Source organism: Acidovorax sp. 93 (assembly GCF_003633835.1).
Lineage (GTDB): Bacteria > Pseudomonadota > Gammaproteobacteria > Burkholderiales > Burkholderiaceae_C > Acidovorax > Acidovorax facilis.
The window spans coordinates 4,705,109-4,730,400 of record NZ_RBIT01000001.1; the positions used below are offsets into that span (position 1 = coordinate 4,705,109).

Genomic DNA, 25,292 nt, shown 5'->3' on the forward strand with positions numbered 1-25,292 from the left:
GTGTTCCTGGTTCCGTGAAGAACCTTTCAACCATCTGATTTTTTAGGAAAACACCATGTCTTCTGTGCCCGATACATCCGCCCCCACCACGCTGCCTGCCAGCGCGTCACGCCTGTTGGCGGGCAAGGTGGCCTTTGTCACCGGCGGCGCGCGTGGCATCGGCGCCGCCATCGTCCAGCGCCTGGCGCGCGACGGAGCGGCCGTGGCCTTCACCTACAGCAGCTCCGAGGCCCCCGCGCAGACGCTGGTGGCGGTTATTGAAGCTGCCGGAGGCAAGGCCCTGGCGCTGCGTGCCGACAGTGCAGACGCCGCCGCCCTCACGCAAGCCATCGACACGGCCGCGCGCACGCTGGGCCGCCTCGACATCCTCGTCAACAACGCCGGCGTGGCGGTGGCGGGCGAGATCGACAGCTTTGCCCTCGCCGATTTCGACCACACGCTCAACGTGAACGTGCGCGCGGTGTTTGTGGCCACGCAGGCTGCCGTGCGCCACATGGGCCAGGGCGGTGCCTATGGCCGCGTCATCACCATCGGCAGCACCAATTCCGACCGTGTGCCATGGGCAGGCTTCAGCGTCTATGGCATGAGCAAGGCCGCCATCGTGGGCCTCACCAAGGGGCTGGCGCGCGACCTGGGACCGCGTGGCATCACGGTGAACAACGTGCAACCCGGCCCGGTCAACACCGACATGAACCCCGCCGATGGCCCGTTGGCCAGCAACATGCACGGCATGATGGCGCTCGGCCGCCATGCCCACCCCGACGAGATCGCGGGCATGGTGGCCTATCTGGCGGGGCCGGAGTCGGGGATGGTGACCGGGGCCAGCCTGCTCATCGATGGCGGGTTTGCTGCCTGAGCCAAGGTAGCTCGGGGCTCTTTGGGCTTTGTGCTGGTGGGTGGCGTTGCGCGCGCGGGTTGCGCCCAGGGCGATATAGTGGCCCACCCTTCCACCTGGGACCCTTTTGTGAACCTCACCCTCCGCACTTTGCGCAATGCCTGCGCCCCTGCAGCAGCGTTGACCGCGCTGATGGTCAGCGTCTCCCTGCACGCAGCCACGCCCGCCGAGTCGGGCTATGTGGGCGAATACCGGGGGCGTTCCGTGGACACCATCACGCAACTGGCGCTGCTGGACGACAACACCTTTTGTTTTGCGGTGACGGGTGGGGTGCTGGACATGCTGATGGCGGGCCGCTGGAAGGCGGAAGGCAGCGGAGTCCGGCTGCAGCAGGTGCGGCAGGACCAGACCTTGTTCCCGGCATACGCCCGCAAGGTGGCAGCGCTGGGCGCCATGGTGGAGTTCGACTTCCACGGCCCCACGCTGTCCAGTGCCCGCGCGCCGGTGTTTGCGGTGTCGGCGGATGACAAGGCCCCGGCCACGCTGCGCCCGCTGTTTGGCCCGGACCACAGCAGCTGGTCTGAAAACTATCCGCTGCCCCCACTGCCTGCAGAGGCCGTGCGCTACTTTTACCTGGGCGACGTGGTGGAGGAAGCCCCGGGAAAGCCAGCGGTCGTGAAGGTGGTGCAGTACCGGCTGGACGGTGCCAATTCAGTGCGTGTGGGGTTTGATCCGCTGCAGGCCTTGCCGCTGATGAGCCAGCGGGCCGAGCTGAAAGGAGACATGCTGTTTCTGTCGGGCAGCCGCCTGGGCAGACGCCGGGCGCTGGACCCTGAAGTGGTGCAAACGGTGCGCACGGGTTGCATAGCCCCCGCGCTGAATCCTGGCGCCCCGCGCCCTGCGCCGAAGCAAGGCGAGACCCCGCCCCTGGAGCCCCTGAGAACGTTTACCGTCAGCCCGTCGGCCATTCAGGGCACGCCATTCTTCGAAGCCAAAAGCAACTGAGCCGTGGTGGGCCGCCGTCGGCTTGGATGAGGGCCGCCTCAGGCTGAAATCGCTGGGCCTCCGGGCGCACGCAGTGGGGTCTCGATCTGCATCTTGGCCAGCCGCAGTGCCTTGCGCATGTAGCCGCGCCACAGCACGTTGGCCAGCAGCCAGAGCACCGGCGCGGCCCATTTGGAGCGGGGATGAAACGCGTGGCGCCAGCGCACCGTGGTCTGCGTGCCACCCGCCTGCGGGTCAAACCACCAGGCCCCATTGGCCCCGGTGGCCAGCCAGCGCAGTGCCCCGGTGAAGCCGCTGACGGTGTAGCTGAAGTACTGCGCCGGGTGGTAGTGCTTGAGCCTTTCTTCGGCCACGCTGCCGTCGGACAGCGCCACGGTGCGCGTCTGCCCCGGCGTGTCCCAGGCGCCCGTCTGGTCGCGCGTGCCGATCACTGCGGGCAAAGGCCCGTAGCCGGTGAACAGGGCGCGCGGGTCAATGGGCGCGATGTGCTGGAACGCCAGTGCCGGGGAGGCCTTGATGTGCGTCTGGACCGTGGCAGAGAAGGTGGTCATGGGTGAATCCGGTGCGTTGCTTCCGCCCTCTCGGGCAGTCAAGTCACTGTAGGGCGTGCGACCACACCGATAAATACCCTTCTCCGCAACGGACTGTTTGCCAAATGACCCGCAATCGCCCCTTTCCCGGGCGAAAGCGTTGTGCGCCAACGCGGCGGGCGCGCACGGCAGCCATCGGCGGCCTGCGCCCGTTCAGGTGGCCGAGGCTTTGCGTCGCCGGGGCTTTGGAGCCGGGGCCCGCAGCTCCTGCACGCTCAGTCCGAACGCCGGGTTGTCGGCCAGCATCTCCACCGCCAGATCGATGAAGGCGCGCGCGCGGGCCGGCTCCGCCGCCCGGCTGCCGTAGTACACGTACAGGCCCAGGTGCTGGGGCACGAATTCGGTCAGCACGGGCACCAGTTGTCCGCTGCGCACCAGTGGCGCCGCCGTCACGCCGACAAGCTGGCCGATGGCGTGGCCGCCCAGCACGGCGCGCGCTTCCAGCTCGATGTCGTTGACGCAGAACGCTGGCGGTATGGCATGGGCCACGATGTCATCGCCCACCTGAAACTCCCACGGCATGGGCTTGCCGGTGGTGGGGTGGCGAAACCCGCTGCAGCGGTGCTGCGCCAGGTCTTCGATGCGGGTGGGTGTGCCATGGCGGGCCAGGTAGTCCGGCGTGGCGCACACCACCAGCTGTAGCGCCATCAGGCGCCGCGCAATCACCCCGCCCTCGGGCGGGTAGCCCGAGCGGAAACCCACGTCCACCCGGTCCTCCACCCAGTTGCCGATGCGGTCGTCCAGCTGCACATCGGGCTCCACCAGCGGGTGGCGGCGGCAGAACACGTCGAGCACGGGCCAGACCACCTCCAGCATGATGGAGCGTGGTGCCACGATGCGCAGCGGCCCCGCAATCTCCTCGCGCCCGCGCCGCGCGCCGTGCACCGCCCGCTGCAGGGTCGAGAGGCCCGGCTGCGCGGCCTCCAGAAACTGGCGCCCCTCCTCGGTCAGGCTCAGGCTGCGCGTGGTGCGGTGGAACAGCCGCACGCCCAGGTGCGATTCGAGCTGCCCCAGCGCCAGGCTGGCGGCCTGCGGGGTGATGCCCTGGGCCGAGGCCGCCTGCCGCAGGCTGCCCAGTTCGGCGGCTTTGGCAAACGTGGCAATGGCACGCAGTTCATTGATGGCCATGGTGTCCGTTCCGAGGTATTGACAAGTTTCACTTGTGAATGAAGTCAGCAATTATGGTCTAGTGCGATGGCAATGGTCTGCCTACAGTTCACCTCCATGGCCGCGCCTTTGCATCTCAGCGTGCTGCGTTTGCCAGAACCCCGCTTTCAATCCCTTTCAAGGACTTCCGCCATGACGGCTTCGACTGCTCTCCCTTCCTCCTTCCCCCGCGTCTGGATGATTACCGGCGCCTCGCGCGGCATTGGCGCCCGCATTGCCGAGGCTGCGCTCGCCCAGGGCGACGCCGTGGTCGCCACGGCCCGCGATGCCGCGTCGATTGAAAGGCGCCTGGGCCCCAGCGACGCACTGTTGCCGGTGGCGCTCGACGTGACCGACGAAGCCCAGGCCCGCCACGCAGTGGGCGCCGCGCTGGAGCGCTTTGGCCGCATCGACGTGCTGGTCAACAACGCGGGCTACGGCCTGCTGGGCGCTGTCGAGGAATCCACCGCCGACGAAGTGCTGCGACTGTTCGACACCAACGTGTTCGGCCTGCTGCATGTGACCCGGGCCGTGCTGCCCGCCATGCGCGCGCGCCGCGCAGGGCACGTGATCAACATCTCGTCGCTGGGTGGCGTGCGCTCCAGTGCCGGTTTTGGCGTGTACTGCGCCACCAAGTTCGCGGTGGAAGGCCTGACCGAGGCGCTGCACGCCGAACTGGCCCCGCTGGGCATCCGTGCCACGGCGGTGCAGCCCGGGTACTTCCGCACCGAGTTCCTTGATGGTGCCTCGCTGGCCGTGGCGCCACGTGTGCTGGACGACTACGCCGCCAGCGCGGGCGCCGTGCGCGAGGCTGCGCGCCGCATCAACCTGAACCAGCCTGGCGACCCCGTGCGCCTGGCCCAGGCCGTGATGAAGCTGGTAGCCAGCCCCACGCCGCCGCTGCGTCTGCCGCTGGGCACGGACACGCTTCAGACCATTGCCGACACGCACGCCTTCGTCGCGCAAGAAACCGCGCAGTGGCGGGCCGTGGCGGCGTCCACGGATTTCCCGGTGCAGGAGCGTGAGGACGCCCAGGCGCTGTCTGCTGGATAAAAGCTCCTGATTTAATAGCTGTTAGTGCTTATAGGATAAGCGCTGGATGCTATTTTTGCTCTCAATCGGTGGCGATGGTGTGGTTGGATGGAATGGCGGATGCCCTGCCAGCCGGCCACCCCTGCAATGGTGTGCAGGGCCTCACACCGGCCGCGCAAACTCCATCACCCAGTTGACTTCCCAGGTGGCCCCACCGTCGTCCGAAAAAGCCTGCTGCCAGCGCGGTGCGCCGGTGTGCATCTGCGACCACTCGAAGCGCACGTGCACGGGGCGGCCCTCGAAGTTCTCCTGGCCTTCGAAGATGCCCACGCCATCGCGAAACCCGCCCACCACGGGCGGATGCAGCAGGCCAGTGGCCGGGTCCACGCCGCCGGTGGTGTTGTCGAGCCAGTAGATGCTCCAGCGCTGTGCCTCAGGGCTGAACACGCGCAGCGCCATGCCCACAAAGCCGGGCTTCCAGGTGGCGGGGATGAAGTCGTCGTAGTTGCCGATGCCGCCGGGCAGCGGGCGTGCGGTGCCGGTAGCGTCGAACACCTCCCACTCGTTGCAGCCTTGAAGCCGGTGCACCAGGCGCGTGTTGTGGATGTGCCAGGAGCCCATGAGGAAGTCGAAGTCGCGGGCGGCGTGGTGGCCGGTGGCCGGGGTTGTGGTGGTGTCTTGCATGGTGTTCGGTGATGGGGTTGCGTGAGGGGAGAAGGATCAGGGCGACGCCATGGCCTCGTCGGGATGAACCCAGCCGGGCAGCGCGCGCAGGGAGTCCAGCCAGCGCGACACATGGGGGAAGTCTTCGGCGGCGAGGCCCGCTTCGGGCAGCCAGAAGAGATAGGCCGAGCAGGCGAGGTCTGCGATGCTGGGGCCGGAAGGCACCAGGAACTCCGAGCTTGCGAGTGTTTCGTTCAGCGTGGCCAAGTCTGCGATGGCGCGTGCGCGCAGGTAGGTCAGAACCTCGCCAGGCTGTGGCGCCCAGCGCATTGCAAAGCGCAGGTTGGGCACGCTGAAGCCAATGCGGTTCGTCTCCCAGAAAAGCCATTCCAGGATGGCGCTCCCTTCCGCCGCAGCGCCGCAGAAGGCGCGGGTGCGCTGCGCCAGATGGAGCAGGATGGCATTGGATTGGCAATAGGCGCTGCCGCCATCGACGAGGACCGGCACTTCACCGAAGTGGCTGGCTGCCACAAAGTCCGCGGGGCGCTCGGCCCGGGGCGTATCGAGCGCAATGGGCTGGTAGCGGTGCGGGGTGGCTGTCAGTAAAAGCAGCGACCGAACCTTGTACGAATGGCCGGAACCTGCGGCACCGTACAGCAGCAGGGAGGCGGGTGTGGACATGGGCTCTTCTCCTTTCCGATCAGGCATGCAACGCCGAGCGCGCCGTGGGCTGCAGCCGGTGCGTCTCGGGCGCCCGGGCCAGCCAGGGGGCAAGGCCCGGGGCTATGTCCCGCGCCCAGGCGCCGCTGTTGGTAAAGGACTGCAGCGCCGCTGCATCGCCAAACAGCGCCAGCCCCAGCAGCACATGCTCGCCCGCGCGCACCGGCAGCACATGCTCGCCCGCGCGCACCGGCAGGCGGGGAAAGGTGTTGGGGCTGGCTTCGGTGCTGTACCACGCCACCTGGCGCGCACCGCCGCGCTGCAGCACGGGGACCATGCGGTGGCGGCAATAGTCCAGCAAGGCCGGGGTGGCGGGCTCGTGCAGATAGAACACCGTGGCGTCCAGCACACCCGCCGCAGTGCCTGTGGCGCCCGGCGCGGGCCGGGCGTGTTGCGGCAACGTGGACGCCGCCCCGGGCCACGCGGGGCGCAGCAGCAGCACGTTGTCAGAGTCGATCATGGTGGCGTTGGCGGCAGCGCGGTGCGCCGCCCACACGGGGCCGCCGTAGAAGGCTTCGAGCGCGCGGCGGCGTGCGTCCATGTCGGCAAAGCCGCGCAGCCAGACAAACAGGTCGGGCTGATCGAGGTCGCGGAACTGGCCCAGCACGCGCATGCCATGGGCCTCCTGTGTTTCAACGAACTCGCGGTCGAAGAGGTCGATCAGTGCGTCGCGCTGCCCTGGGTGCAGGGTGTATTGGCGCAGTTCGACGATGGGGTGGTGGTCGGCGGTGGGCATGCGGGCTCCGGGTTCGTGGGGGTAAGACAAGCTCATGATCGGAGTCTGCGCCGCAATACCTGCCAACCTATGGCAGGTATTTGCGCTATCTTTCGCCTTCACCCTAGTACCCCCCAGTTACCCGCACAACCTGCCTGCCCATGCGCGCCAGCCGCCTGTTGTCCCTTCAGATGCTGCTCGAAACCCAGGGCCGCATGAGTGCGCAGGCGCTGGCCGAGGCGCTGGAGGTCTCGGTGCGCACGCTGTACCGCGATGTGGACCAGCTCAGCGCGGCCGGTGTGCCCATCTATGCCGAGCGTGGGCGCAACGGTGGCTTTGCGCTGCTGCCAGGCTGGAAGACCACGCTCACCGGGCTCACGCCTTCCGAGGCGCAGGCCGTGTTCTTGAGCGGCCTGCCCGGGCCCGCGCAGGACCTGGGGCTGGGCGGCGATGTGGAGGGCGCGCGGCTGAAGCTTTTGTCGTCGCTGCCCGCTTCGTGGCGCGAAGACGCCCAGCGCGTGAGCACCCGCCTGCATTTGGACCCGGTGGACTGGTACCGCGAGAGCGACCCCACGCCCCACCTGCCCACCGTGGCCGCTGCGGTGTGGAGCGGTCACCAGATCGCGATGCGCTACGAGAGCTGGGCCGACACGGTGGAGCGTACGGTGAGCCCGCTGGGGCTGGTGCTCAAGGCGGGTGTCTGGTACCTGGTGGCAGGGCCTGCCGGTACGACAGAAGGCGGACCGCGCACCTACCGCGTGTCGAACATCCGGGCTGCCACGGCGCTGGCCACACCCGTGCGCCGCCCGGCGCGGTTTGACCTGGCCAGCTATTGGGCGCAGTCGATCCAGCGTTTTGAAGCAGGGATCCACACCGGCGAGGCGGCGTTGCTGGCCACACCGGCCGGGCTCAAGGGCCTGCGCGCGCTCAGCAGCGCCGTGGCCCGCGCGGTGGCTGCGGCCCCGCCGCCCCGCCGCAAGGACGGGCGCGTGGCCGTGACCATTCCCATTGAGTCGGTGGAACACGCCTGTGGGCAACTCATGCGGCTGTCTCCGCAGGTGGAGGTGCTGCAGCCTGTGGCGTTGCGCCGCGCGCTCATGGAGCGGGTGGTGGCCACGGCGCGCCTGTATGGATTGCCGTGATATGGGTTGTAGGGAATTGCTATTAAAGTTGTAGCTGTTTGCGCAATGTAGATAAGCGCTAGGGCCTAAAAATCTTCTGAAACTGAGCAGGCACTTCAATGCAGACCGTGCCCTGCCACTGCAGCCGCCCTGCCGGTTGGGTGGTGTTGGAGGTGTCACATGCGCGACACGTACCCCCACTACCTTCGACAGGCTTTAACAATGGCCTGCGGTGATGCAAACAGTGATGGTGGTGTCGGGGGCGTCCGAGCGGTTCTGGAACCAGACCCCCTTTCGTTCGTATTTGTTCAATGCGTTTTCGCTGCTGCTGCCCTCGGGGGAGCAGTTTGTGATCCGGGCGATGGAAGACGCTGCCACGCGCCTGCCCGAAGGGGCACCTTTGCAGGAAGAGGTGGCCCAGTTCGTGCGCGAGGAGCGCGCCCACCAGCGCGCGCACCGCTTGTACAACGCGCAGTTGGCGGCCCAGGGCTACAACGCCGTGGCCCTGGAGGCGCGCATCGAGCGCGCCGTGCAGGGCCTGGAGCAGGCCCTGGCCTGGAAGGAGCGCCTGGCCCTGGCGGCGGCGCTGGAATACCTGACAGCGCTGATCTCGCGCCAGGCACTGCGCGGTGAGGGCTGGCTGGTTCACAACGCGTCCCGCCAGTCCAGCCTGTGGCGCTGGCACTGCGAAGAAGAGGTGGCGCACCATGGCGTGGCGCTGCGCCTTCTCAATGAGGTGGGCCAGGTGGGCTATGGGCGCCGTTTGGGGCTGTATGTGCTGGCGTCCTTGATATTGCTGGGCGATGTGGCGCGCCACACCTGGGACTTCTTTCAGACCGATCGCGCGCAGGGCCGGTTGACCTGGGGTGGTGGTGCCCGGTCTGCGGCGGAGTTTGTGCTGCGGCAGGGCATGGGCCTGGCCCGCATGGCGATGGGGTGGCTGGGCTACGGGCTGCCGCTGCACCGCCTGGTGCCAGCGCCGCACGCGGGTCAAAACGCAGAGAAGACCCGCATCGAAGTGCGCCCACTGCAGGCCCACGACATTCCCCGCCTGCTGGTGCTGGAGCACCGGAAGTGGAGCGACGACCAGGCCGCCAGCGCGCAGGCCATGGCGCACCGCATCGCGGCCCACCCGCAGCTGTGCATGGGGGCGTTCTGCCCGCGCACGGGCGAGGCGCTGGCCTCGCTGTTCCTCAAGCCCATTTCAGCGGCACAGTTGCAAAGCGCCCGCACCTGGGCCGATTGCGCGGAGGTTGGAAGCCAGGACGGGGCACAGCCCAGCCGTGACCTGTTTGGCATCAGTCTGAGCAGCGTCAGCCCGCAAGGGGTGGAGGCGATCTTTGCGTTCTTCTGGCCGCGTGCGCTGAAGGCTGGCTGGCGCCAGATTTACCTGGGCTCGCCCGTGCCGGGCCTGGCCCGCTGGCGCAGGAGCGAGACCCATGCCCCGGTGGAGTCGTACGTCTACGCCACCCGCCGGGGCATGCCGCAAGACCCGCAGCTGCGCTACTACTGGCAAAAGGGCTTCAAGACCATCGTGGCCTGCAAGCCAGACTACTTTCCGCATGCCGCGTCGCTGGACTACGGGGTGGTGGTGCGGGGGCGCATCCCGTTGTCGTCCCTGGCGCCGCTGTGGCGCCATGTGCCGCTGCCCTGGTTGCGGGGGATGCAACGCTGCATGGCCAGGGTGCTGTGATGGCAGACCATGAAAGCGCGTGGGAGCCGTTGGGCGCGCAGGTAGCTTCCGTGGCCGAGGCCGTCGGCCGCCGCGAGCCCTGTGTGTTGCGCCAGCGCGCGGCCCATTGGCCTGCCGTGGCGAAGTGGACCTGGGAGCGCCTGGGGGCGCTGGCCCCCGACCTGCCCGTGCGGCTGGTGCAGGGCAACCGCGAGCTGGGCGCCACCGTGTTCCAGCCTTCCACTCTGGGCGCTTATCTCCAGTCCCTGCAAGGCCCCGCCACCGCAGGCGAAGCGCCGCTGTACCTCAAGGAGTTCAACCTTCTGGGTGCCTTTCCCACGCTGCGCGCCGATGTGCGTCCGCAGGAGCTGTTTCCGCCGGGGGCACTGCACGATGCCCAGACCTGGATCGGCCCCGCAGGGGCCAGAACGGGCTTGCACCACGACTACCTCGACAACCTTGCCGTGCAATTGGTGGGGCGCAAGCGCTTTTATCTGCTGCGCCCCGGGGCGGTGGAGCGGCTGGGTGCCGTTGCCGCCAAGCATGACCGCTGGGCGGCCCTGGCTTCACTGAATGCTGATGCCGTGGTGGACCGAGGTGTTGTTGCAGGCGACGCCTGGGTGGTGGATCTGGAGCCCGGGGACGTGCTCTATGTGCCCGCGCGCTGGTGGCATGAAGTGGTGAACCACACCCCCAGCGTGTTGCTGAGCGGGTTTTTTGGCACCCGCACGACGGTGTACGCGCAGTGGGCGTGGCGCCAGGCTGTGCAGGGGGCGCACTTGGCGGGCCTGTGGCGACGTGGGCATTGCACCTGCCATCCGGCGCGGGTTTAGAGCGGCTCACAAAACTCCCCTGGCGTCGTTGTTCCGTCTTGTCGTACCGCTTGTACTGCCTGCGACGGAACGCCTAGCCAGGGCCGCTGCGCTGAGTTTTGTGAGCCGCTCTTAGATCCCCCGCTCCACCATGTCCAGCAGCCGCTGCCCCAGCCCGTCCAGCAGGGGCTGCGGCGTGCCGCGCAGTGGCCCGTCGATGCTGAGCAGCGCCATACCGTGCACGGTGGACCATGCCAGGTACTCCGCGCCGGGGCGGCGCTCGGGTGGCAGAGCGCCAGCGGTGACCAGGTCATCCAGCGCGGCGCTCAGGTGCTGAAAAGGATTGAGGCCCGTAGCGCCGCCCATGGTCGGGTCGGGATAGGTCTGCACGGTGAAGCGGCCTCCGAACGCGGTGCGGAACAGGCCCGTTTCGGCATGCGCAAACCGCATGTAGCCTGCGCCCACGGCGCGCACCTTGGCGTGGGCCTGTTCGGTGCGGGTGCCGGTGGAGGGTACCTGGGCCAGTTCGGCCTCCATGAAGTGCGCGGCAGCGGCCACGGCGGCGGCGCGCACGGCGGCCAGCAAATCGTCGCGGTTGGCAAAGTGGCGATAGGCCGCGTTGGGCGCCACCCCCGCGCGGCGTGTGGCCTCGCGCAGCACCACAGCGTCGGGGCCACCCTGTCGGGCCAGCTCGACACCGGCGTCCAGCAGCGCGCGCCGCAGGTCGCCATGGCGGTAGGTGGCGCGCGGGGCGGGGCCTGCGCTGGCAGTCTTGGCAGTGCTAGCGGCGGGGGCGTTGCGATTGGTTACGGGCATGGCGGACTTGGATGTGGACACTGTCCATTATCTTTGCTATTGTTTGTGGACGGTGTTCACAATTAGGTGGACACTTTCTTTTTTATGACCCTCCCAGGCCTTCATGCGATGAACGGCCTGGTTTGCAAGGAGACCCCATGAAAGTCGAGTCCTACCTGATGTTTGAAGGCCGTTGCGAGGAAGCGCTGGACTTCTACCGCAGCGCCCTGGGCGCCAAGGTCGGCACCCTCATGCGCTACAAGGACAACCCCGAGCCCGCAGCAGGACAGGGTTGCGCAGACGGCAGCGGCCCAGGCCCCACGCCCGAGATGGTCATGCACGCCGAATTCACCGTGGGCGAGACGACGCTGATGGCATCGGACGGCATGGGGTCGGGCAAGGCCAGCTTCCAGGGCATCTCGCTGGCGCTGAGCCCCGCGAGCGAAGCGGAGGCCCAGCGCCTGTTCAATGCGCTGGCCGACGGTGGCCAGGTGCAGATGCCGCTGGCCAAGACCTTCTTCTCGCAGGCCTTCGGCATGGTGGCCGACCGCTTCGGCGTGCCGTGGATGGTGGTGGCGCCCGAATGAGCGAAGCGCACCAGAGCCCCAACACAGGTACGGCCATGCTTGCCCTCTATGGACACCCTTTCTCGTCGTACACCCAGAAGGTGCTGACTGCGCTGTATGAAAACGGGACTCCCTTTGAATTGCGCAATCTCGACCCCGCTGCGCCGGGCAACCATGCGCCCGAATGGCTGCGCCGCTGGCCGTTGGCAAAGTTTCCGCTTCTGGTGGATGGCGATCACACGGTGGTGGAGAGCAGCATCGTGATCGAGCACCTGCAGATGGCCCACCCGGGGCCTGTGCAGCTGATACCGGCCGACCCTGCAGCGGCGTTGCAGGTGCGGTTCATGGACCGGTTCTTTGACCTGCACGTGATGGCGCCCGTCCAGCACGCGGTGAACGCTGCGTTGACTGGCGACCCCGCCAAGCGCGTTGACGGCGTGGCCTGGGCCGCTGACAAGCTGGAGAAGGCCTATGCATGGCTGGAAGGCGAATGGGCCCGCCGCACCTGGGCTGCGGGCGACGGCTTCACGATGGCCGACTGCGCAGCGGCGCCCGCGCTGTTCTATGCCGATTGGACGCACCCCATTGCCGCCAGCTACCCCCTGCTGCGCGCCTACCGCGCGCGACTGCTGGCGCGACCCTCATTTGCGCAAGCCGTGGAGGGCGGCCGCCCCTACCGCCACTACTTTCCGCTCGGGGCGCCAGACCGTGATTGACGGGATCGACCCCCCAAGCTGACTGAATTGCCAAACCCCAACCACCAAGGAGACCGAAATGATGAATGCCGAACCCCACGCCATGCACCGCTGGCTGCAGCAGCTGATTGGCGACTGGACCAGCGACGCCAACTGCGACGCTCCACCCGGCGAGTCCGGCGCCCCCGCTCAAGAGCAATCCACCGGCTCCGAGCATGTGCGCGCCCTGGGCGACCTGTGGGTGCTGTGCGAAGGCACGGGCACCATGCCCGGCGGGGGCGAAGCCCACATGCTGATGACGCTGGGCTACGACGCCGAGAAGAGCGTGTTTCGCGGCACCTGGGTGGGCTCGATGATGACCCACATGTTCGTGTACGAAGGCACGCTCGATGCCGACCAGAAGGTGCTGACCCTGGAGACCGAAGGCCCGAGCTTCAAGGACGACGGCAAGACCGCCCGCTACCGCGACGTGATCACGCTGGTGAGCGCAAACGAACGCACCTTGACATCGTTCGGGCTGCAGCCGGATGGCAGCTGGTCGCAGATGATGCAGGCAACGTACCGGCGCAAGTGATGGGGGCGGGCCCCGGTCCGCGTCCGCCGAACGAATACGTGGCGCCCACAGGCGGGCGCATCCCTTGGTCAACCTCACAGGAGTCAAGCTATGTCCTACATCGATGGTTTCGTGATCGCGGTCCCCACCGCCAACAAGCAGAAGTTCATTGAGCACGCGCGCCATTTCGACGCGATGTTCATCGAGCTGGGCGCGATCCGTGTGATCGAAGGTTGGGGCGACGACGTCCCCGACGGCAAAGTCACCGATTTCCGCCGCGCGGTCCAGGCCACGGCCGAGGAGACGGTGGCCTTTTCGTGGGTCGAATGGCCCGACAAAGCCACGCGCGACGCGGGCATGAAGAAGATGATGGAAGACCCGCGCATGGACCCGTCCCAACCCGGCAACCCTCCCATGCCCTTTGATGGCAAACGCATGATCTTCGGCGGCTTCGAGCAGGTGGTGGAGGTGAAGGCTTGACCAGCCGTCGAAACTGATAGCAATCGGTGCTTGGTGGACAAGCGCCAGGGCCGGATTTGGCCAGGGATGTTCTGCACAACCCGCCCGAGGCTGCGCTATCACAGACCGCAGGGAGTTATGCAGGTCATCCCTATGTGTTCTGTAAGAGCACGCGGTGCAAAGCCCCCACTGTCCTGCCCGCCGCATCGCACTGTTCCACCCACAGCACTTCTGCTCAGGCACCATAGGCTCCATATTCCACAGGCATACCGCCCGATCGTGGCGGTGCACAACATGAGGAGCCCCCGTATGTCGTCGCCCACACCTGCTGCAGCAAGCACCGCTCTGGTGCCCATCGTGCGCGCCCAGCTGCTCGGTCCGCAGTGGCCCACGCTCGACCCGTTTCTTTTCTGCGCCCACCACGACGATGCCTACCCGGCAGGCAACGCAGCGTTCGGCCCCGCCGTGCCGATTGAAGACCGCCAGATCGGCAGCGACTTCAGCGGCAAGGACGGCTGGAGCATGTACCACGGCGACACCGTGCCGGGCTTTCCGGGCCACCCGCACCGGGGTTTTGAGACGGTGACGCTGGTGCGCAAGGGCCTCATCGACCATTCCGATTCGCTGGGCGCAGCCGCGCGTTTTGGCGGTGGCGATGTGCAGTGGGTCACCGCCGGCAAGGGCATCGTGCATTCGGAGATGTTCCCGCTGCTCGACGCCACCGAGCCCAACCCGCTCGAACTCTTTCAGATCTGGCTGAACCTTCCTGCCAAGAACAAGATGGTGGCGCCGCACTTCACCATGCTATGGAACGAGCGCATCCCGCGCCTGGTGCACCACGACGCTGCAGGCCGCGCCACCACGGTGACAGTGGTGGCCGGTGCGCTGCCCGGCGCGCCCGATCCGCTGTCGCCGCCGCCCGAATCCTGGGCCTCCCAGCCCGAAGGCGACGTCGCCATCTGGACGCTGCACCTGGAGCCCGGTGCTGAATGGACACTGCCTGCGGCGAAGGGTGAGACCACGCAGCGCATGCTGTACTTCTTTGTGGGCGACAGCCTGCGCGTCGGCCCGCAAGACGTGGACCGCCACGCCGCGCTGCAGGTGCGGGCCACCGAGGACTGGACCCTGACCAACACCGGTACCACCGCCGTCGAATGCCTGGTGCTGCAGGGCCGCCCCATTGGCGAGCCCGTGGCGCAGTACGGCCCGTTTGTGATGAACACGCAGGCGGAGATCATGCAGGCCATGAACGACTACCGCCGCACCCAGTTCGGCGGGTGGCCTTGGGCCCAGCAGGACCCGGTGCATGGCACCGAGGCACGGCGGTTTGCGCGGTATCCGGGGCAGGCGGAAGAAGAGCGGCCGGCAGAGGCGACGGCTGGCGCGTAAGCCGGGGCGGCGCGCCCCGCCCCCGAGGTGCCCGGCGGCCACCGGGCGCCTCGTGGACAATGCACGCTTTTAGCGCAAGCAGATACCACCATGGCCACCACCATCACCAAAGACACCGCCGTCACCATCACGTACAAGGTCACTACACCGCAGGGCAAGCCGCTGGACGCGGGCAGCCTGTCATACCTGCACGGCGGCTATGAAAACATCTTCCCCAAGGTCGAAGCCGCCCTCGAAGGCCAGGCCGTCGGCTTCACCACCGCGCTGGACCTGGCCGTGGAAGACGCCTTCGGCGCCCGCGACGAAAGCCTGGTGCGCACCATCCCCAAGACCGAGTTCCCCCCGGGCGTGAAGGTGGGCGGCCAGCTGCAGGGCATGGGCACTGACGGCCAGCCCGCCCTGTTCAACGTCGTCAAGATCAAGGGCCCCGAAGTGCACCTGGACGGCAACCACCCGCTGGCCGGGCAGGCGCTGAAGTTCAGCTGCAAGGTCACCGAAGTGCGCGCTGCCAGTGCTGAAGAAATTGCACACCGGCATGTGCACGGGGTGCACGGACACCAGCACTGATCACGACAGATTGCTACACGGCCCCCAGCACCGTCGCAATCCCCTGCCCGCCGCCTATGCACTGCGTTGCCAGCGCATAGCGGCCCTTCTCCCGCTGCAGCAGCGCCGCCGCCTTGCCGGTGATGCGCGCACCTGTGGCGCCCAGCGGATGGCCGATGGCCAGGCCGCCACCGTCCAGGTTGATCGCGTCCTCGCGCAGGCCCAGTTCGCGGATGCAGGCCAGGGCCTGTGATCCAAACGCTTCGTTGATTTCCACCACATCCAGATCTTGCGCTGCAATGCCTGCGCGCGCGAGTGCCTTGCGCGTAGCGGGCACCGGGCCCATGCCCATGTAGGCGGGGTCTACGCCCGCAGTCGCCATAGCCAGGATGCGGGCCAGGGGCGCCAGGCCGTGGCGGGTGGCATACGCCTCGGTGGTGACCAGCACGGCCACGGCGCCGTCGGTCAGTGGCGAAGAGGTGCCTGCGGTGACCACGCCATCGTCCCTGAACGCAGGGCGCAGCGCGGCCAGGGCCTCGGGCGTGGTGCCAGGGCGGATGCATCCGTCCTGCGCCACCATGTCGCCGGATGCCGGCGTGATCGGCACGATCTCGGCCTGCAGGCGGCCTGCATCGCGCGCGGCGGCCGCCTTGCGGTGCGATGCCACGGCCAGCGCCTCCTGGTCGGCGCGCGTCACCGCGTATCGTTGCGCCACGTTCTCGGCCGTCTCGCCCATGCTTATGTAGGCGTCGCTGTGTTCGTACAGCGCGGGGTGGGGCGAGAAGTTGAAGCCGCCCTGCGGCACCATGGTCATCGACTCGACGCCGATGCACAGGTATGCCTCGCCCAGGCCCGCCTCGATCTGCGCGGCGGCGATGTGGATGGCTGACATGGACGAGCCGCAGAAGCGGTTGACCGTCATGCCGCCCAGCTCCTGCGGCAGGCCCGCGAGCAGCGACACGATGCGCGCGATGTTGTTGCCCTGCGCCGCCTCGGGGTAGGCGCAGCCTGCAATCACGTCTTCGAGTGTGGCGGGGTCAATGCCGGTGCGCTTCAGCAGGCCGGAGACCACCTGTGCGGCCAGGGTGTCGGGGCGCATGCCGGCCAGCGCGCCCTTGCGCGCAAAGTGAAAGGGCGAGCGGGCATAGGCGGTGATCAGGGCTTTCATGGCAATGCCTTTCGGGGGTGACGTTTGGTGCGGTGGGTTGCGGGTTAGGCGACAGCGGCGGCCAGGTAGCGGCGTGCCGGGTCGCGCAGCGACAGGAAGGGGCCCAGCGCGCGGCGGGCGTCTTCCAGTGCGGTCCATTCATGCACGGCTTCTAGCGACGGGATGGTCACCTCTTCACCCTGGTCCAGGCCTGCCAGCGCGGCGTCCACCATGGTGTCCACATCCATCAGCATCTCTTGCGGCAGGTGGGCGATGGGTGTGCCCGCGCGGTCCCAGATCTCCGTGCGTGTAGCGCCCGGCAGCACAGCCTGCACGCGCACGCCGTGGCTGCCCAGTTCGGCCTGCAGTGACTTGGAGAGGTTGAGCACATAGGCCTTGGTGCCGCTATAGGTGCCGCTGAACATCTCGGGCACCAGCGCCAGCACCGATGCGATGTTGATCAGCGTGCCCGCCTTGCGTGCTGCAAACCCCTTGGCCACGGCCGCTGCAAGCCGCGTGGGCGCCACCACATTGAGCGCAATCATGCGTTCCACCGCATCGATGTCGGACTCGAGGAACGTGCCGCTCACGGCCATGCCTGCGTTGTTGAGCAGCAAGGTGATGCTGGCGTCCGACTGCAGGCGCTGCTCCACGCGGGCCCGGTCGGCGGGGTTGGTCAGGTCGGCCTGCAGCACCTCGGTGTGCACGCCGGTCTCGCGGGCCAGGCGCTCGGCCAGTGCCGTCAGGCGTGCAGCGTCGCGGGCCACCAGCACCAGGTCATAGCCGCGCCGGGCCAGGCGGTCGGCATACACCGCTCCTATGCCGGACGATGCGCCGGTGACAACAGCCGTGCCCAGGGAGGGCATAGAGGTGCGGGATGAATGGGATGCAGCAGTGGACATGAAAGGCTCCTGAAGAAAACAGAAAAAGGCGAAAGATGTTTTACATGATGATCATCATGTTTAAATTATATGACGACCATCATTTAAAATGTCAAGCGGATGATTTCAGACAGCGCAGCAAACAAGGGGAATGCGATGAAAGTCAGCAAGGAACAGATGGCAGAAAACCGCGAGCGCATCCTTGACACGGCCGCGCAGCTGTTCCGTGAGAAAGGTTTCGATGGCATTGGCGTGGCCGACCTCATGAAGAGCGCGGGGCTTACGCACGGTGGCTTCTATGGCCACTTTGCATCCAAGGACGACCTCATGGCGCAGGCCACCGAACGCGCGCTGGGCAAGCTGCACACCGCTTGGGCTGCGCTGGCGCGCGACGCTGCACACAACGGGAAAGACCCGCTGGGAGCGGTGGAATCTGCCTACCTGTCAGCCCGACATCGCGACGCGCCCGGCCACGGCTGCCTGCTGGCCGCGCTGGGCAGCGACGCCGCGCGCCAGGGCCCCGTCGTGCGGCAGGCCGTGACCGATGGGGTGCAAAAACAGGTGGACGCCCTGGCTACGCTGATGCCCGGCCGCACCAAGGCGGCCAAACGCCAGCGCGCGCTGGCCGACTACGCGAGCATGGTCGGCGCCATGGTGCTGGCGCGTGCGGTGGACGATCCGGACTTTTCGGACGAGATCCTGCAGGCCACGGCGGCGGCGCTGCGCGTCTGTGCACCACCTGCAGCTTGAGACCCTGGAGGGCTGTTCATGTGATCGCGGCTAAGAAAGCGGCGCGATCGGCCTGCATGTCAGGGCGCGGTGGGCGTGGCTGGAGCGGCCGCAGTGGGCGGGGACGTTGGCGCGGCGTCCACCTTGCGCCGGGGGACGAACTGCTCATCGAGCAGCGCCTCGATGCGGGCAAAGATCTCGTGGCGCGAGAACGGCTTCTTCATGAAGTCGTCTGCACCGATGCGGTTGGCGTAGAACTGCTCGGTGGCATGCTCGTTGCCGCTGATCATGATCACGGGGATGTGCTGCGAAGCGGGCAATTTGCGGATCGCGCGCAGCGCGTTGAACCCGTTCATGCCCGGCAGGATGATGTCGAGGAAGATCAGTTCGGGCGCTTCCTCTGCGATCAGGGCGAGGCCCTGCTCGGCGTCGAGCGCCTCGCGGGTGTCATAGCCTGCAGATCGAAGTGCCTTGCGCAGCACGGCCACAACAGTCGGCGAGTCGTCAATGATCAGCACCGTGGTGCCCTTGCGGGCGTTGACACGTTTGCGCTGGCGGCGTTCCACGGGTGCCGCTGGTGGCAAGGGGGGGGCTTCGGGCTTCCCCGTCGGTTTGCGCACACTGCCCAGAAGCCGGTCGAAGATGCTCATGGTGCTGTCTCGTTTCTTTCGTTCTTGGATGGCGGGCGGCGGGTCATTGCGTTCGCTGGGTTCCAGCGGATGGCCGCTGGATGGGTGAGTGACGGGCGCGTTCGCACATCTCGTGTCCACAGGGCGCAAGTATTCCAGATGCGGCCGCCGCTCCGGGCGGCGTGTTCCGTGTCATGCTGAAAGAGCGGGCGACGGTCCCATCCCAGTCGAACAACGTCGCCCCGCAAAAACTTCAAAATTGATAGCTACCAGCGCTTGATAGATAGGCGCTAGAGGCCAAAAATACTCGAAGTATGGCCCGTCACTGCGCACCGCCGCGCACCAGCCCACGCCCGCGCAGCACCGGCTCTGCCGCCAGCCGCTCGCGCGCAAACTCCACAAACGCGCGCACCTTGGCCGGCGCCCGCCGCCCGGCGGGGTAGACGATGTGCACGGGCACGGGCGGCAGTTCGTGCTCGGCCAGCACGATGCGCAGCCGCCCCGCGCGCAGGCTGGCGGCGGCCTGGTAGGCCAGGCAGCGCGTGAGGCCCAGGCCTGCTTCGGCCGCGGCGATGTCCACCTCGTTGCTGTTGCTGATCCACGCAAACTGCGGCTGGCCCGTGGCGCCGTCCTTGAACTTCCAGGGCGCCACGGCCCGCGCATCGAATGAGAAGCCGATGGCGCGGTGCGCGGCAAGCTCGTCGGGGTGCCGGGGCTCGCCGTGTTGCGCCAGGTAGGCGGGTGACGCCACCACCAGGCGGCGCAGCGCGCCCACCTGCACCGCAGTGAGGCCGGAGTCAGGCAGGTGCGCGATGCGGATGGCCACGTCCATGCCTTCATCAAGCAAATGCACCAGCCGGTTGACGAACAGCGTGCGCACCTGCACACGCGGCTGGGCGTGCAAAAAGCCCTGCACGATGGGCGCCACGTGCTGGATGCCGAACATCTGCGGTGCGGTGATGGACAGCAGCCCCTGGGCCTCGGCCTGTGCGCCGCTGGCTGCCTGCTCGGCCTCGTGCAGGTCGTTCAGGATGGGGCGGCAGTCTTGCAAAAAGCGCTCGCCCGCTTCGGTGAGCCGCACCAAACGCGTACTGCGCTGGAACAGCAGCACACCCAGCCGCGCCTCCAGCGCCGCAATGGCGCGCGTGACGGCCGTGGCGGAGCAGCCCAGCCAACGGCCTGCCACGGCAAAGCCGCCCGCATCGGCCACGGTCACAAAACAGCGCAAGGTGTCGAGGTAGTCCATGCGAGCCATTATTGCGGATGCCGCAATTATGAAAAGCGGTGATTGGTTATTCACATCGCATTTTGCAATAGCTATCGTCGAGCCATCTTTTCACTCACCCCCGACGAGGCCTCGCTATGCTCCCTACCACCCCGCTCCAGCTGTACCGCATGCCCATCTCGGGCCATTGCCATCGCGTGGAGCTGATGCTGTCCCTGCTCGGCTTGCCCTATGAACTGATTGATGTGAATCTGCTGCGCGGCGAACACCAGCGTGCGGAGTTTCTGGCGCTCAACCCGCTGGGCCAGGTGCCCGTGCTGGTAGATGCAGGCCAGGTGCTGTGCGACAGCAACGGCATCCTGGTGTACCTGGTGCAGCGCTACGCCCCCGGCAGCGTCTGGCTGCCACAAGACGCCGTGGGGCAGGCGCAGTTGCAGCGCTGGTTCAGCCTGGCGGCGGGCTTTCTGGCGCCGGGCATCGGGGGGCCGCGCTTTGCGACGTTGACGGGCCGTGCCGTGAACGAGGTGGCGCAGGCCACCGGCAAGCGCCTGCTCGCCTTCATGGAGGACGAACTGCAGGGGCGTGCCTGGTTGCTCGGGGGCGCTGCGCCCAGCCTGGCCGATGTGGCCATGGTCAGCTACACCTCGCAGGCCCACCTGGCGGGGCTGCCGCTGGATGCCTACCCGCGCATTGCGGCCTGGGTGGCGCGCATGCAGGCCTTGCCGGGCTATCCGGTGCTGGCCGACCAGCTGCCCGCTGCCGAGCAGGTGGCGGCATGACAGCCACCGTGCCCGCTGCATCGGTTGTGGTGCCGGTGCCGCCCGAGGCATTCCACCCCGGTGAGCAGGCCCTGCAGGCGCGCGTGGGCGTGCGCGAGCGCATGGCGGCCGTGGGTGCGATGGTGCTGCGTGATCACATGCCCGACCAGCACCGCGAGCTGTTTGAAAAGCTGCCCACCCTGCTGCTGGGGACGCTGGATGAAGAAGGCCAGCCGTGGGCCACGATGCTTGCCGGACCGCCCGGGTTTGTGCACACCCCCGATGCGCAGCGCATGGAGATCGCGACCGCGCCGGATTCCCAGGACCCGGTGCTCCCACACCTGTCGCCAGGCGCGGCCGTGGGCGTGTTGGGGCTGGAGCCGCACACGCGGCGGCGCAACCGCATGAACGGGCGGGTGGCAGCGTTTGGCGATAACGGCCTGGACGTGCAGGTGGTGCAGAGCTTTGGCAACTGCCCCAAATACATCCAGGCGAGGCAGCCAGGCCTGCGCGGTGCGCTGGCCGCTCCGGGCCCGGTGCAGTGGCTGGGCGCCGGACTGGACACCGCCGCCATCGCGCGCGTGCAGCGTGCCGACACCCTGTTCATTGCCAGTGCCTCGGCGCCACGCCCTGGTGCCGGGCACAGCGAAGGCGTGGATGTATCACACCGAGGCGGCGAGCCATGCTTTGTGCAGGTGGCGCACACGGAGGCCGGCGTGGTGCTGAGCCTGCCGGACTACCCTGGCAACCAGTTCTTCAACACCCTGGGCAACCTCGCCCTGCACCCGCTGGCAGGCTTGCTGGTGGTGGACTATGAAGAGGGCGGCTTGCTGCACATTGCCGCGCAGGCCGAGGTGCTGTGGGACAGCGCAGCGCGTGCGCCCTGGCCCGGTGCACAGCGTGTGCTGCGCCTCACAGTGCTGCGCGCCCTGTGGCGGCCGCTGGTGCTGCCGTGGCGCTGGACACCGCCGGTATCGGCCCCCCAGTTCCGGGTGATGCGTGAGGCGGCGCTGGGCTGAGCGGTGCGCCCCCCGCGCGCCGCGCCCGGGTCGGTGTCTCCGCGATCCGCCTGCGCGGCACTGTGGCTTCGGCTTCCACCATCTGCCCGCTGCGCTCGTGCGCCGTCTGCGCCAGCTCGGTGATGAGAGCCGCCTCGGGCAGGTTGTGCCAGTAGCGCGTGGGCATCTCCTTTTTCATCATGGCCAGCTTGAGCCGCGCGGGGTTGAAGATGTGGCGGTAGTAGGTGAGCCACAGTGCCTCGCCCGCATCGGGCGGCGGCGCGTCGCTGCGCTGCGCCCCGGGGCCGGTGTGCAGCTGCTGGCCGTCCCAGCGCACGCTGGCGTCGGGCGTGAGGATGGCCCAGCGCATCTGCGTGAAGCGGCGGATGAAGAAGCCCGCGTTGGCCACGGTGATGTAGTGGTCGGGCTCGAACCAGGCCATGTGCAGGGTCTGGCCGTCGGGTTCCACCACGGGCCGGAAGCGCACAAAGGCGTGCATCTTGTGGATGTCCCGCCGCACGCTGCGGACCATGTGGTGGGCCAACATGCGGTCGGCGTCCAGCGGGTCGTGCCGCGCGCTGTCGGCTTCATGGCCGCCCTGCGCCATGCGCCACAGCAGGCGGTACATCAGCGCAAAGCGGCCCGGGTCGCTGTGCAGGATGAGCTGCTCACACAGGTGCACAAAGTCGGGGGGCACGCGCAGCGTGGGCGCATCGGGGGCTGGGCTGGGCAAGGTGTGGCTGGCAGCAGGCTCGGGCGCGAACAGGTCTTCAGCGGCATCCGCCTGGCAGCGCCAGTCCACCGCCTGCGGGGGCACGTTGGCTTGCACCAGGGCGCGTGCAGCCGTGCGGAAACCTTGCCAGTCGGTGGCGTGGTCCAGCGTGATGGTGTGGCGCTGCATGCGGGTCGCTCCGGCTCAGAACAGGCTGCGCTGCACCGGCGGCGGCGTCAACTGCGCGGCGAGGTCGGCAGCGTCCAGCGCACGGCCGGGGCGGTAGTCGGCCGCCTCCACAAAGGGCAGCACTTTCTTCAGCGGCACGTGCAGCCGCGCCAGGTCCGCATGGCGCAGGCGCCGCACGCGGCGCGCGGCCAGCAGGCGGTCCACCGTCTGCACGCCAAAGCCGGGCACGCGCAGCAGCAGTTCGCGCGGGGCGGTGTTGAGGTTGACCGGAAAACGCTCGCGGTGCGCCAGCGCCCAGGCCAGCTTGGGGTCCATGTCCAGCGCCAGCATGCCGGCCTGGCTGCCTGGGTTGCCTTGGCTGGGCGGCACGATCTCGTCGTGGGTGAAACCGTAAAAGCGCATCAGCCAGTCGGCCTGGTACAGCCGGTGCTCGCGCACCGTGGGTGGCGCGGCCAGTGGCAGGGCGCGGGCCGCGTCGGGGATGGGGCTGAAGGCCGAGTAGTACACGCGCCGCAGCCGGTGCACGCCGTACAGCCGCGCGCTGGTGGCGAGGATGGTGCGGTCGTTGGTCGTATCCGCCCCCACGATCATCTGCGTGCTCTGCCCGCCGGGCGCAAAGTGCGGCACGCTGGCGCGGAGTGTGGTGCGCGACTGCGGCATGGACACGATGGTCTGCGCGGCTTGCTCCTTGCGGGCCGCACGCGATTCGCCAATGTGCACCGCCATGCGGGCCATGGAGCGGTCGATGGCGGCGCTGTCTTTTTCTGGCGCCAGGGCCGTGAGGCCTTCGGCCGTGGGCAGCTCGATGTTGATGGACAGGCGGTCCGCATAGCGGCCTGCGCGCTCCATCAGCTCCGGCGCTGCATCGGGAATGGTCTTCAGATGGATGTAGCCGCGAAAGTCGTGCTCTTCGCGCAGCACGCGGGCCACCTCCACCACCTGCTCCATGGTGTAGTCCGGGCTCTGGATGATGCCGCTGGACAGGAACAGCCCCTCGATGCAATTGCGGCGGTAGAAATCGAGCGTGAGCTGCACCACCTCATCGACCGTGAAGCGCGCGCGGGGCACGTTGCTGGTCAAGCGGTTCACGCAGTACAGGCAGTCGTACTGGCAGAAGTTGGTGAGCAGAATCTTGAGCAGCGAGATGCAGCGCCCGTCCGGCGCGTAGCTGTGGCAGATGCCCATGCCTTCGGTAGAGCCCATGCCCCGCCCGCCCACCGAGTTCCGCGGCGCAGCACCGCTCGATGCACACGAGGCGTCGTACTTGGCGGCGTCGGCCAGGATGGCGAGTTTGGACTGTAAATTCACTGGATGAATTTACAGTATTTTGATTGTCTGACGCCAGCCTGGGGTCAAGCGATAGCGGCAATATGCTCCTGATTTGATAGCTGCAAACTTATGAAAATCATGCGCTTGCAGCCAAAATCAGCTGAAAATTGCTGGATTACACCGTTTCGAGGGCCATCACCGCCGTGGCCGTGTTCGAAATGGGGATGTGATAGTTGCTGTGTACCCGGCGCACTCCCGCACTCGCAGTGGCCAAGGCGCCCCGCATGGCCACCCACATCAGCAATTCCACGCCCTGGGTGCCGGTCTTTTCCACCAGCTCGTGCACGCTGAACTGCGTGGCCCATTCGGGGTTGGTGGTCAGGCTCTCGATGAACTGCAGGTCAAACGCCTTGTTGATGAAGCCCGCGCGCTCGCCGTCGAGCTGGTGGCTGAGCCCGCCCGAGGCGATCACCGCCACCTTCTTGTTGCTGTCCCAGCTGCTGATCGCCTGGCCCACTGCCTTGCCCAGCGCGTAGCAGCGCTTGGCCGATGGCAGCGGGAACTGCACGGTGTTGATGCACACCGGCACCACCGTCACGGGGCAATCGCCCTCGGGCCAGAAGAGCTTGAGCGGCAGCGTGCAGGCGTGGTCCACCAGCATCTCCTGGCAGGTGGTCACGTCAAACTCCTGGTCGATCAGCGTGTTGATGAGGTGCCACGACAGGTCCACCTCGCCCGGGAAGGGCGGCAGCGTGGGTATGCCCCAGCCTTCGTCGGCGTTGTTGTATTGCGCCGCCGCACCCACGGCAAAGGTGGGCATCTTGTCGAGGAAGAAGTTCAGGCCGTGGTCGTTGTAGAACATCACCACCACGTCGGGCTTCTTCTCGCCCAGCCATTGGCGGATGGGCGGAAAGCCGTCGAAGAAGGGCTTCCAGTACGGATCGTTTTGCAGGCCCTTGTGGATGGCGTTGCCAATGGCCGGGATGTGCGAGGTGCCGAGGCCGCCGATGAGTTGTGCCATGGGTTTGTCTCCTTATTTGCCTGCGGCCACGAGCATGGCCTTGAATGCGTCTTTGGTCATGCCCGTCTGCTGCGCGCCGATGTCCTGCATGTCCAGCTTGAAAATGCCCGCGAACTTGGCCAGGTAGTAGGCGTTGCCGCCTGCGGCAATCAGCTGCAGCACGTTCTTGGCGCGGATGGCGGCGGCCTGCTGTTCGTTCAGGCCGTATTGCTTCATGTACGCCTCTTCGTCTGCGAGAAAGGCCTTGCGGTTGGCCTCGTCGTTGAACGAAAAGCACATCTTGTTCAGCGCATAGCCCTTGCGGGCCTGGTCGCCATCGAACGGCGTGGTGCCGGGGATCGGGGGGTTGCGGGAAGGCATGGAAGTCTCCGGGGCTTGATGTAAGTCAGCCCGCAGTGTCGCGACGGCATTGCCAAAGAT

The 25,292-nt window shown here is 67.4% G+C and carries 29 protein-coding genes; 15 read left to right on the plus strand and 14 right to left on the minus strand.

Annotated features, from left to right (window positions below):
* Nucleotides 1-55 precede the first annotated feature (55 nt).
* Nucleotides 56-856 carry an SDR family oxidoreductase gene (locus C8C93_RS21420; RefSeq protein WP_055401108.1) on the plus strand — a complete coding sequence of 267 codons (801 nt, stop codon included), beginning with the start codon at nucleotides 56-58 and terminating at the stop codon, nucleotides 854-856.
* 108 nt (nucleotides 857-964) lie between these two features.
* On the plus strand, nucleotides 965-1,840 hold the full coding sequence (locus C8C93_RS21425) for a hypothetical protein (protein ID WP_233559533.1): 876 nt from the start codon (nucleotides 965-967) through the stop codon (nucleotides 1,838-1,840).
* Between the two features lie 38 nt (nucleotides 1,841-1,878).
* On the opposite strand, the gene C8C93_RS21430 is transcribed toward C8C93_RS21425, so the two are convergent.
* Nucleotides 1,879-2,391 carry an SRPBCC family protein gene (locus C8C93_RS21430; protein WP_055401106.1) on the minus strand — a complete coding sequence of 171 codons (513 nt, stop codon included), beginning with the start codon at nucleotides 2,389-2,391 and terminating at the stop codon, nucleotides 1,879-1,881.
* Between the two features lie 192 nt (nucleotides 2,392-2,583).
* Entirely contained in the window at nucleotides 2,584-3,558 is a 975-nt protein-coding gene (locus C8C93_RS21435) for a LysR family transcriptional regulator (protein WP_121508227.1), read from the minus strand.
* Between the two features lie 171 nt (nucleotides 3,559-3,729).
* Between C8C93_RS21435 and C8C93_RS21440 the strand changes: the two genes are divergently transcribed.
* Nucleotides 3,730-4,629 (plus strand): oxidoreductase, encoded by a 900-nt coding sequence (locus C8C93_RS21440; protein WP_121508228.1) that lies wholly within the window; start codon nucleotides 3,730-3,732, stop codon nucleotides 4,627-4,629.
* Nucleotides 4,630-4,770: 141 nt separating this feature from the next.
* Here C8C93_RS21440 and C8C93_RS21445 read toward each other — a convergent pair whose 3' ends face one another.
* Genes C8C93_RS21445 through C8C93_RS21455 form a run of 3 tightly spaced genes read right to left on the minus strand, consistent with a single transcriptional unit; the run spans nucleotide 4,771 to nucleotide 6,763 of the window.
* On the minus strand, nucleotides 4,771-5,292 hold the full coding sequence (locus tag C8C93_RS21445; protein WP_121508229.1) for a hypothetical protein: 522 nt from the start codon (nucleotides 5,290-5,292) through the stop codon (nucleotides 4,771-4,773).
* 36 nt (nucleotides 5,293-5,328) lie between these two features.
* Nucleotides 5,329-5,952, minus strand: a complete 624-nt coding sequence (locus C8C93_RS21450; protein ID WP_121508230.1) for a glutathione S-transferase family protein — start codon at nucleotides 5,950-5,952, stop codon at nucleotides 5,329-5,331.
* Between the two features lie 19 nt (nucleotides 5,953-5,971).
* The gene (locus C8C93_RS21455; RefSeq protein WP_233559534.1) at nucleotides 5,972-6,763 is read right to left on the minus strand and encodes an NIPSNAP family protein; all 792 of its coding nucleotides are present in this window, start codon (nucleotides 6,761-6,763) and stop codon (nucleotides 5,972-5,974) included.
* Nucleotides 6,764-6,867: 104 nt separating this feature from the next.
* Here C8C93_RS21455 and C8C93_RS21460 point away from each other — a divergent pair, with 104 nt between their 5' ends.
* The 3 genes from C8C93_RS21460 to C8C93_RS21470 all read left to right on the plus strand — a co-directional run bounded on the left by C8C93_RS21460 (nucleotide 6,868) and on the right by C8C93_RS21470 (nucleotide 10,332).
* On the plus strand, nucleotides 6,868-7,848 hold the full coding sequence (locus C8C93_RS21460) for a YafY family protein (protein ID WP_121508232.1): 981 nt from the start codon (nucleotides 6,868-6,870) through the stop codon (nucleotides 7,846-7,848).
* Between the two features lie 214 nt (nucleotides 7,849-8,062).
* Nucleotides 8,063-9,520, plus strand: coding sequence for a metal-dependent hydrolase (locus C8C93_RS21465; protein ID WP_121508233.1), 1,458 nt, complete (start codon nucleotides 8,063-8,065; stop codon nucleotides 9,518-9,520).
* Nucleotides 9,520-10,332: a cupin-like domain-containing protein gene (locus C8C93_RS21470; protein ID WP_121508234.1), complete on the plus strand. Its 813-nt coding sequence runs from the start codon at nucleotides 9,520-9,522 to the stop codon at nucleotides 10,330-10,332. The genes C8C93_RS21465 and C8C93_RS21470 overlap by 1 nt, the downstream gene beginning before the upstream one ends.
* Before the next feature lie 111 nt (nucleotides 10,333-10,443).
* Here the strand turns inward: C8C93_RS21470 and C8C93_RS21475 are convergent, their stop codons facing one another.
* Nucleotides 10,444-11,127, minus strand: coding sequence for a TetR/AcrR family transcriptional regulator (locus C8C93_RS21475; RefSeq protein WP_121508235.1), 684 nt, complete (start codon nucleotides 11,125-11,127; stop codon nucleotides 10,444-10,446).
* Nucleotides 11,128-11,264: 137 nt separating this feature from the next.
* Between C8C93_RS21475 and C8C93_RS21480 the strand changes: the two genes are divergently transcribed.
* From C8C93_RS21480 to C8C93_RS21505, 6 genes are all read left to right on the plus strand, one after another.
* Nucleotides 11,265-11,693, plus strand: a complete 429-nt coding sequence (locus tag C8C93_RS21480) for a VOC family protein (RefSeq protein WP_121508236.1) — start codon at nucleotides 11,265-11,267, stop codon at nucleotides 11,691-11,693.
* Between the two features lie 35 nt (nucleotides 11,694-11,728).
* Nucleotides 11,729-12,388, plus strand: coding sequence for a glutathione S-transferase family protein (locus C8C93_RS21485; RefSeq protein ID WP_121508929.1), 660 nt, complete (start codon nucleotides 11,729-11,731; stop codon nucleotides 12,386-12,388).
* Nucleotides 12,389-12,446: 58 nt separating this feature from the next.
* Entirely contained in the window at nucleotides 12,447-12,941 is a 495-nt protein-coding gene (locus C8C93_RS21490; RefSeq protein ID WP_121508237.1) for a DUF1579 domain-containing protein, read from the plus strand.
* Nucleotides 12,942-13,031: 90 nt separating this feature from the next.
* Nucleotides 13,032-13,400: a DUF1428 domain-containing protein gene (locus C8C93_RS21495; protein ID WP_055397674.1), complete on the plus strand. Its 369-nt coding sequence runs from the start codon at nucleotides 13,032-13,034 to the stop codon at nucleotides 13,398-13,400.
* A 288-nt stretch (nucleotides 13,401-13,688) separates the two neighbouring features.
* Nucleotides 13,689-14,768 (plus strand): pirin family protein, encoded by a 1,080-nt coding sequence (locus C8C93_RS21500; protein ID WP_121508238.1) that lies wholly within the window; start codon nucleotides 13,689-13,691, stop codon nucleotides 14,766-14,768.
* A gap of 90 nt (nucleotides 14,769-14,858) precedes the next feature.
* On the plus strand, nucleotides 14,859-15,335 hold the full coding sequence (locus C8C93_RS21505; RefSeq protein ID WP_121508239.1) for a peptidylprolyl isomerase: 477 nt from the start codon (nucleotides 14,859-14,861) through the stop codon (nucleotides 15,333-15,335).
* A 13-nt stretch (nucleotides 15,336-15,348) separates the two neighbouring features.
* Here the strand turns inward: C8C93_RS21505 and C8C93_RS21510 are convergent, their stop codons facing one another.
* Nucleotides 15,349-16,482, minus strand: coding sequence for a thiolase family protein (locus C8C93_RS21510; RefSeq protein WP_121508240.1), 1,134 nt, complete (start codon nucleotides 16,480-16,482; stop codon nucleotides 15,349-15,351).
* Nucleotides 16,483-16,526: 44 nt separating this feature from the next.
* On the minus strand, nucleotides 16,527-17,363 hold the full coding sequence (locus C8C93_RS21515; protein WP_121508241.1) for an SDR family oxidoreductase: 837 nt from the start codon (nucleotides 17,361-17,363) through the stop codon (nucleotides 16,527-16,529).
* A gap of 135 nt (nucleotides 17,364-17,498) precedes the next feature.
* On the opposite strand from C8C93_RS21515, the gene C8C93_RS21520 reads away from it, so the two are divergent.
* Nucleotides 17,499-18,092 carry a TetR/AcrR family transcriptional regulator gene (locus C8C93_RS21520; RefSeq protein ID WP_121508242.1) on the plus strand — a complete coding sequence of 198 codons (594 nt, stop codon included), beginning with the start codon at nucleotides 17,499-17,501 and terminating at the stop codon, nucleotides 18,090-18,092.
* A gap of 59 nt (nucleotides 18,093-18,151) precedes the next feature.
* Here the strand turns inward: C8C93_RS21520 and C8C93_RS21525 are convergent, their stop codons facing one another.
* Nucleotides 18,152-18,721: a PleD family two-component system response regulator gene (locus C8C93_RS21525; RefSeq protein WP_121508243.1), complete on the minus strand. Its 570-nt coding sequence runs from the start codon at nucleotides 18,719-18,721 to the stop codon at nucleotides 18,152-18,154.
* Nucleotides 18,722-19,022: 301 nt separating this feature from the next.
* Nucleotides 19,023-19,946: a LysR family transcriptional regulator gene (locus tag C8C93_RS21530; protein WP_121508244.1), complete on the minus strand. Its 924-nt coding sequence runs from the start codon at nucleotides 19,944-19,946 to the stop codon at nucleotides 19,023-19,025.
* Nucleotides 19,947-20,062: 116 nt separating this feature from the next.
* Between C8C93_RS21530 and C8C93_RS21535 the strand changes: the two genes are divergently transcribed.
* Nucleotides 20,063-20,704: a glutathione S-transferase family protein gene (locus C8C93_RS21535; RefSeq protein WP_121508245.1), complete on the plus strand. Its 642-nt coding sequence runs from the start codon at nucleotides 20,063-20,065 to the stop codon at nucleotides 20,702-20,704.
* On the plus strand, nucleotides 20,701-21,702 hold the full coding sequence (locus C8C93_RS21540; RefSeq protein WP_121508246.1) for a pyridoxamine 5'-phosphate oxidase family protein: 1,002 nt from the start codon (nucleotides 20,701-20,703) through the stop codon (nucleotides 21,700-21,702). Before C8C93_RS21535 ends, C8C93_RS21540 begins: the two co-directional genes overlap by 4 nt.
* On the opposite strand, the gene C8C93_RS21545 is transcribed toward C8C93_RS21540, so the two are convergent.
* The 4 genes from C8C93_RS21545 to C8C93_RS21560 form a co-directional block, all read right to left on the minus strand.
* Complete coding sequence (locus C8C93_RS21545) at nucleotides 21,596-22,582, minus strand: TIGR03915 family putative DNA repair protein (protein WP_233559535.1); 987 nt, start codon at nucleotides 22,580-22,582, stop codon at nucleotides 21,596-21,598. The two genes, C8C93_RS21540 and C8C93_RS21545, sit on opposite strands and share 107 nt — an antisense overlap.
* Nucleotides 22,583-22,597: 15 nt before the next feature.
* Nucleotides 22,598-23,890 carry a putative DNA modification/repair radical SAM protein gene (locus tag C8C93_RS21550; protein ID WP_121508247.1) on the minus strand — a complete coding sequence of 431 codons (1,293 nt, stop codon included), beginning with the start codon at nucleotides 23,888-23,890 and terminating at the stop codon, nucleotides 22,598-22,600.
* A 136-nt stretch (nucleotides 23,891-24,026) separates the two neighbouring features.
* Nucleotides 24,027-24,872: a class III extradiol dioxygenase family protein gene (locus tag C8C93_RS21555; protein WP_121508248.1), complete on the minus strand. Its 846-nt coding sequence runs from the start codon at nucleotides 24,870-24,872 to the stop codon at nucleotides 24,027-24,029.
* Nucleotides 24,873-24,884: 12 nt separating this feature from the next.
* On the minus strand, nucleotides 24,885-25,232 hold the full coding sequence (locus C8C93_RS21560) for a protocatechuate 4,5-dioxygenase subunit alpha (protein ID WP_121508249.1): 348 nt from the start codon (nucleotides 25,230-25,232) through the stop codon (nucleotides 24,885-24,887).
* Between the last annotated feature and the right edge of the window lie 60 nt (nucleotides 25,233-25,292).

What these genes read in the sequence shown, in the direction of transcription:
- C8C93_RS21420 (WP_055401108.1), top strand. Translation starts at nt 56, where the DNA reads ATGTCTTCTGTGCCCGATACATCCGCCCCCACCACGCTGCCTGCCAGC.
- C8C93_RS21430 (WP_055401106.1), bottom strand. Translation starts at nt 2,391, where the DNA reads ATGACCACCTTCTCTGCCACGGTCCAGACGCACATCAAGGCCTCCCCG.
- C8C93_RS21435 (WP_121508227.1), bottom strand. Translation starts at nt 3,558, where the DNA reads ATGGCCATCAATGAACTGCGTGCCATTGCCACGTTTGCCAAAGCCGCC.
- C8C93_RS21440 (WP_121508228.1), top strand. Translation starts at nt 3,730, where the DNA reads ATGACGGCTTCGACTGCTCTCCCTTCCTCCTTCCCCCGCGTCTGGATG.
- C8C93_RS21445 (WP_121508229.1), bottom strand. Translation starts at nt 5,292, where the DNA reads ATGCAAGACACCACCACAACCCCGGCCACCGGCCACCACGCCGCCCGC.
- C8C93_RS21450 (WP_121508230.1), bottom strand. Translation starts at nt 5,952, where the DNA reads ATGTCCACACCCGCCTCCCTGCTGCTGTACGGTGCCGCAGGTTCCGGC.
- C8C93_RS21455 (WP_233559534.1), bottom strand. Translation starts at nt 6,763, where the DNA reads ATGAGCTTGTCTTACCCCCACGAACCCGGAGCCCGCATGCCCACCGCC.
- C8C93_RS21460 (WP_121508232.1), top strand. Translation starts at nt 6,868, where the DNA reads ATGCGCGCCAGCCGCCTGTTGTCCCTTCAGATGCTGCTCGAAACCCAG.
- C8C93_RS21465 (WP_121508233.1), top strand. Translation starts at nt 8,063, where the DNA reads ATGCAAACAGTGATGGTGGTGTCGGGGGCGTCCGAGCGGTTCTGGAAC.
- C8C93_RS21470 (WP_121508234.1), top strand. Translation starts at nt 9,520, where the DNA reads ATGGCAGACCATGAAAGCGCGTGGGAGCCGTTGGGCGCGCAGGTAGCT.
- C8C93_RS21475 (WP_121508235.1), bottom strand. Translation starts at nt 11,127, where the DNA reads ATGCCCGTAACCAATCGCAACGCCCCCGCCGCTAGCACTGCCAAGACT.
- C8C93_RS21480 (WP_121508236.1), top strand. Translation starts at nt 11,265, where the DNA reads ATGAAAGTCGAGTCCTACCTGATGTTTGAAGGCCGTTGCGAGGAAGCG.
- C8C93_RS21485 (WP_121508929.1), top strand. Translation starts at nt 11,729, where the DNA reads ATGCTTGCCCTCTATGGACACCCTTTCTCGTCGTACACCCAGAAGGTG.
- C8C93_RS21490 (WP_121508237.1), top strand. Translation starts at nt 12,447, where the DNA reads ATGATGAATGCCGAACCCCACGCCATGCACCGCTGGCTGCAGCAGCTG.
- C8C93_RS21495 (WP_055397674.1), top strand. Translation starts at nt 13,032, where the DNA reads ATGTCCTACATCGATGGTTTCGTGATCGCGGTCCCCACCGCCAACAAG.
- C8C93_RS21500 (WP_121508238.1), top strand. Translation starts at nt 13,689, where the DNA reads ATGTCGTCGCCCACACCTGCTGCAGCAAGCACCGCTCTGGTGCCCATC.
- C8C93_RS21505 (WP_121508239.1), top strand. Translation starts at nt 14,859, where the DNA reads ATGGCCACCACCATCACCAAAGACACCGCCGTCACCATCACGTACAAG.
- C8C93_RS21510 (WP_121508240.1), bottom strand. Translation starts at nt 16,482, where the DNA reads ATGAAAGCCCTGATCACCGCCTATGCCCGCTCGCCCTTTCACTTTGCG.
- C8C93_RS21515 (WP_121508241.1), bottom strand. Translation starts at nt 17,363, where the DNA reads ATGTCCACTGCTGCATCCCATTCATCCCGCACCTCTATGCCCTCCCTG.
- C8C93_RS21520 (WP_121508242.1), top strand. Translation starts at nt 17,499, where the DNA reads ATGAAAGTCAGCAAGGAACAGATGGCAGAAAACCGCGAGCGCATCCTT.
- C8C93_RS21525 (WP_121508243.1), bottom strand. Translation starts at nt 18,721, where the DNA reads ATGAGCATCTTCGACCGGCTTCTGGGCAGTGTGCGCAAACCGACGGGG.
- C8C93_RS21530 (WP_121508244.1), bottom strand. Translation starts at nt 19,946, where the DNA reads ATGGACTACCTCGACACCTTGCGCTGTTTTGTGACCGTGGCCGATGCG.
- C8C93_RS21535 (WP_121508245.1), top strand. Translation starts at nt 20,063, where the DNA reads ATGCTCCCTACCACCCCGCTCCAGCTGTACCGCATGCCCATCTCGGGC.
- C8C93_RS21540 (WP_121508246.1), top strand. Translation starts at nt 20,701, where the DNA reads ATGACAGCCACCGTGCCCGCTGCATCGGTTGTGGTGCCGGTGCCGCCC.
- C8C93_RS21545 (WP_233559535.1), bottom strand. Translation starts at nt 22,582, where the DNA reads ATGCAGCGCCACACCATCACGCTGGACCACGCCACCGACTGGCAAGGT.
- C8C93_RS21555 (WP_121508248.1), bottom strand. Translation starts at nt 24,872, where the DNA reads ATGGCACAACTCATCGGCGGCCTCGGCACCTCGCACATCCCGGCCATT.
- C8C93_RS21560 (WP_121508249.1), bottom strand. Translation starts at nt 25,232, where the DNA reads ATGCCTTCCCGCAACCCCCCGATCCCCGGCACCACGCCGTTCGATGGC.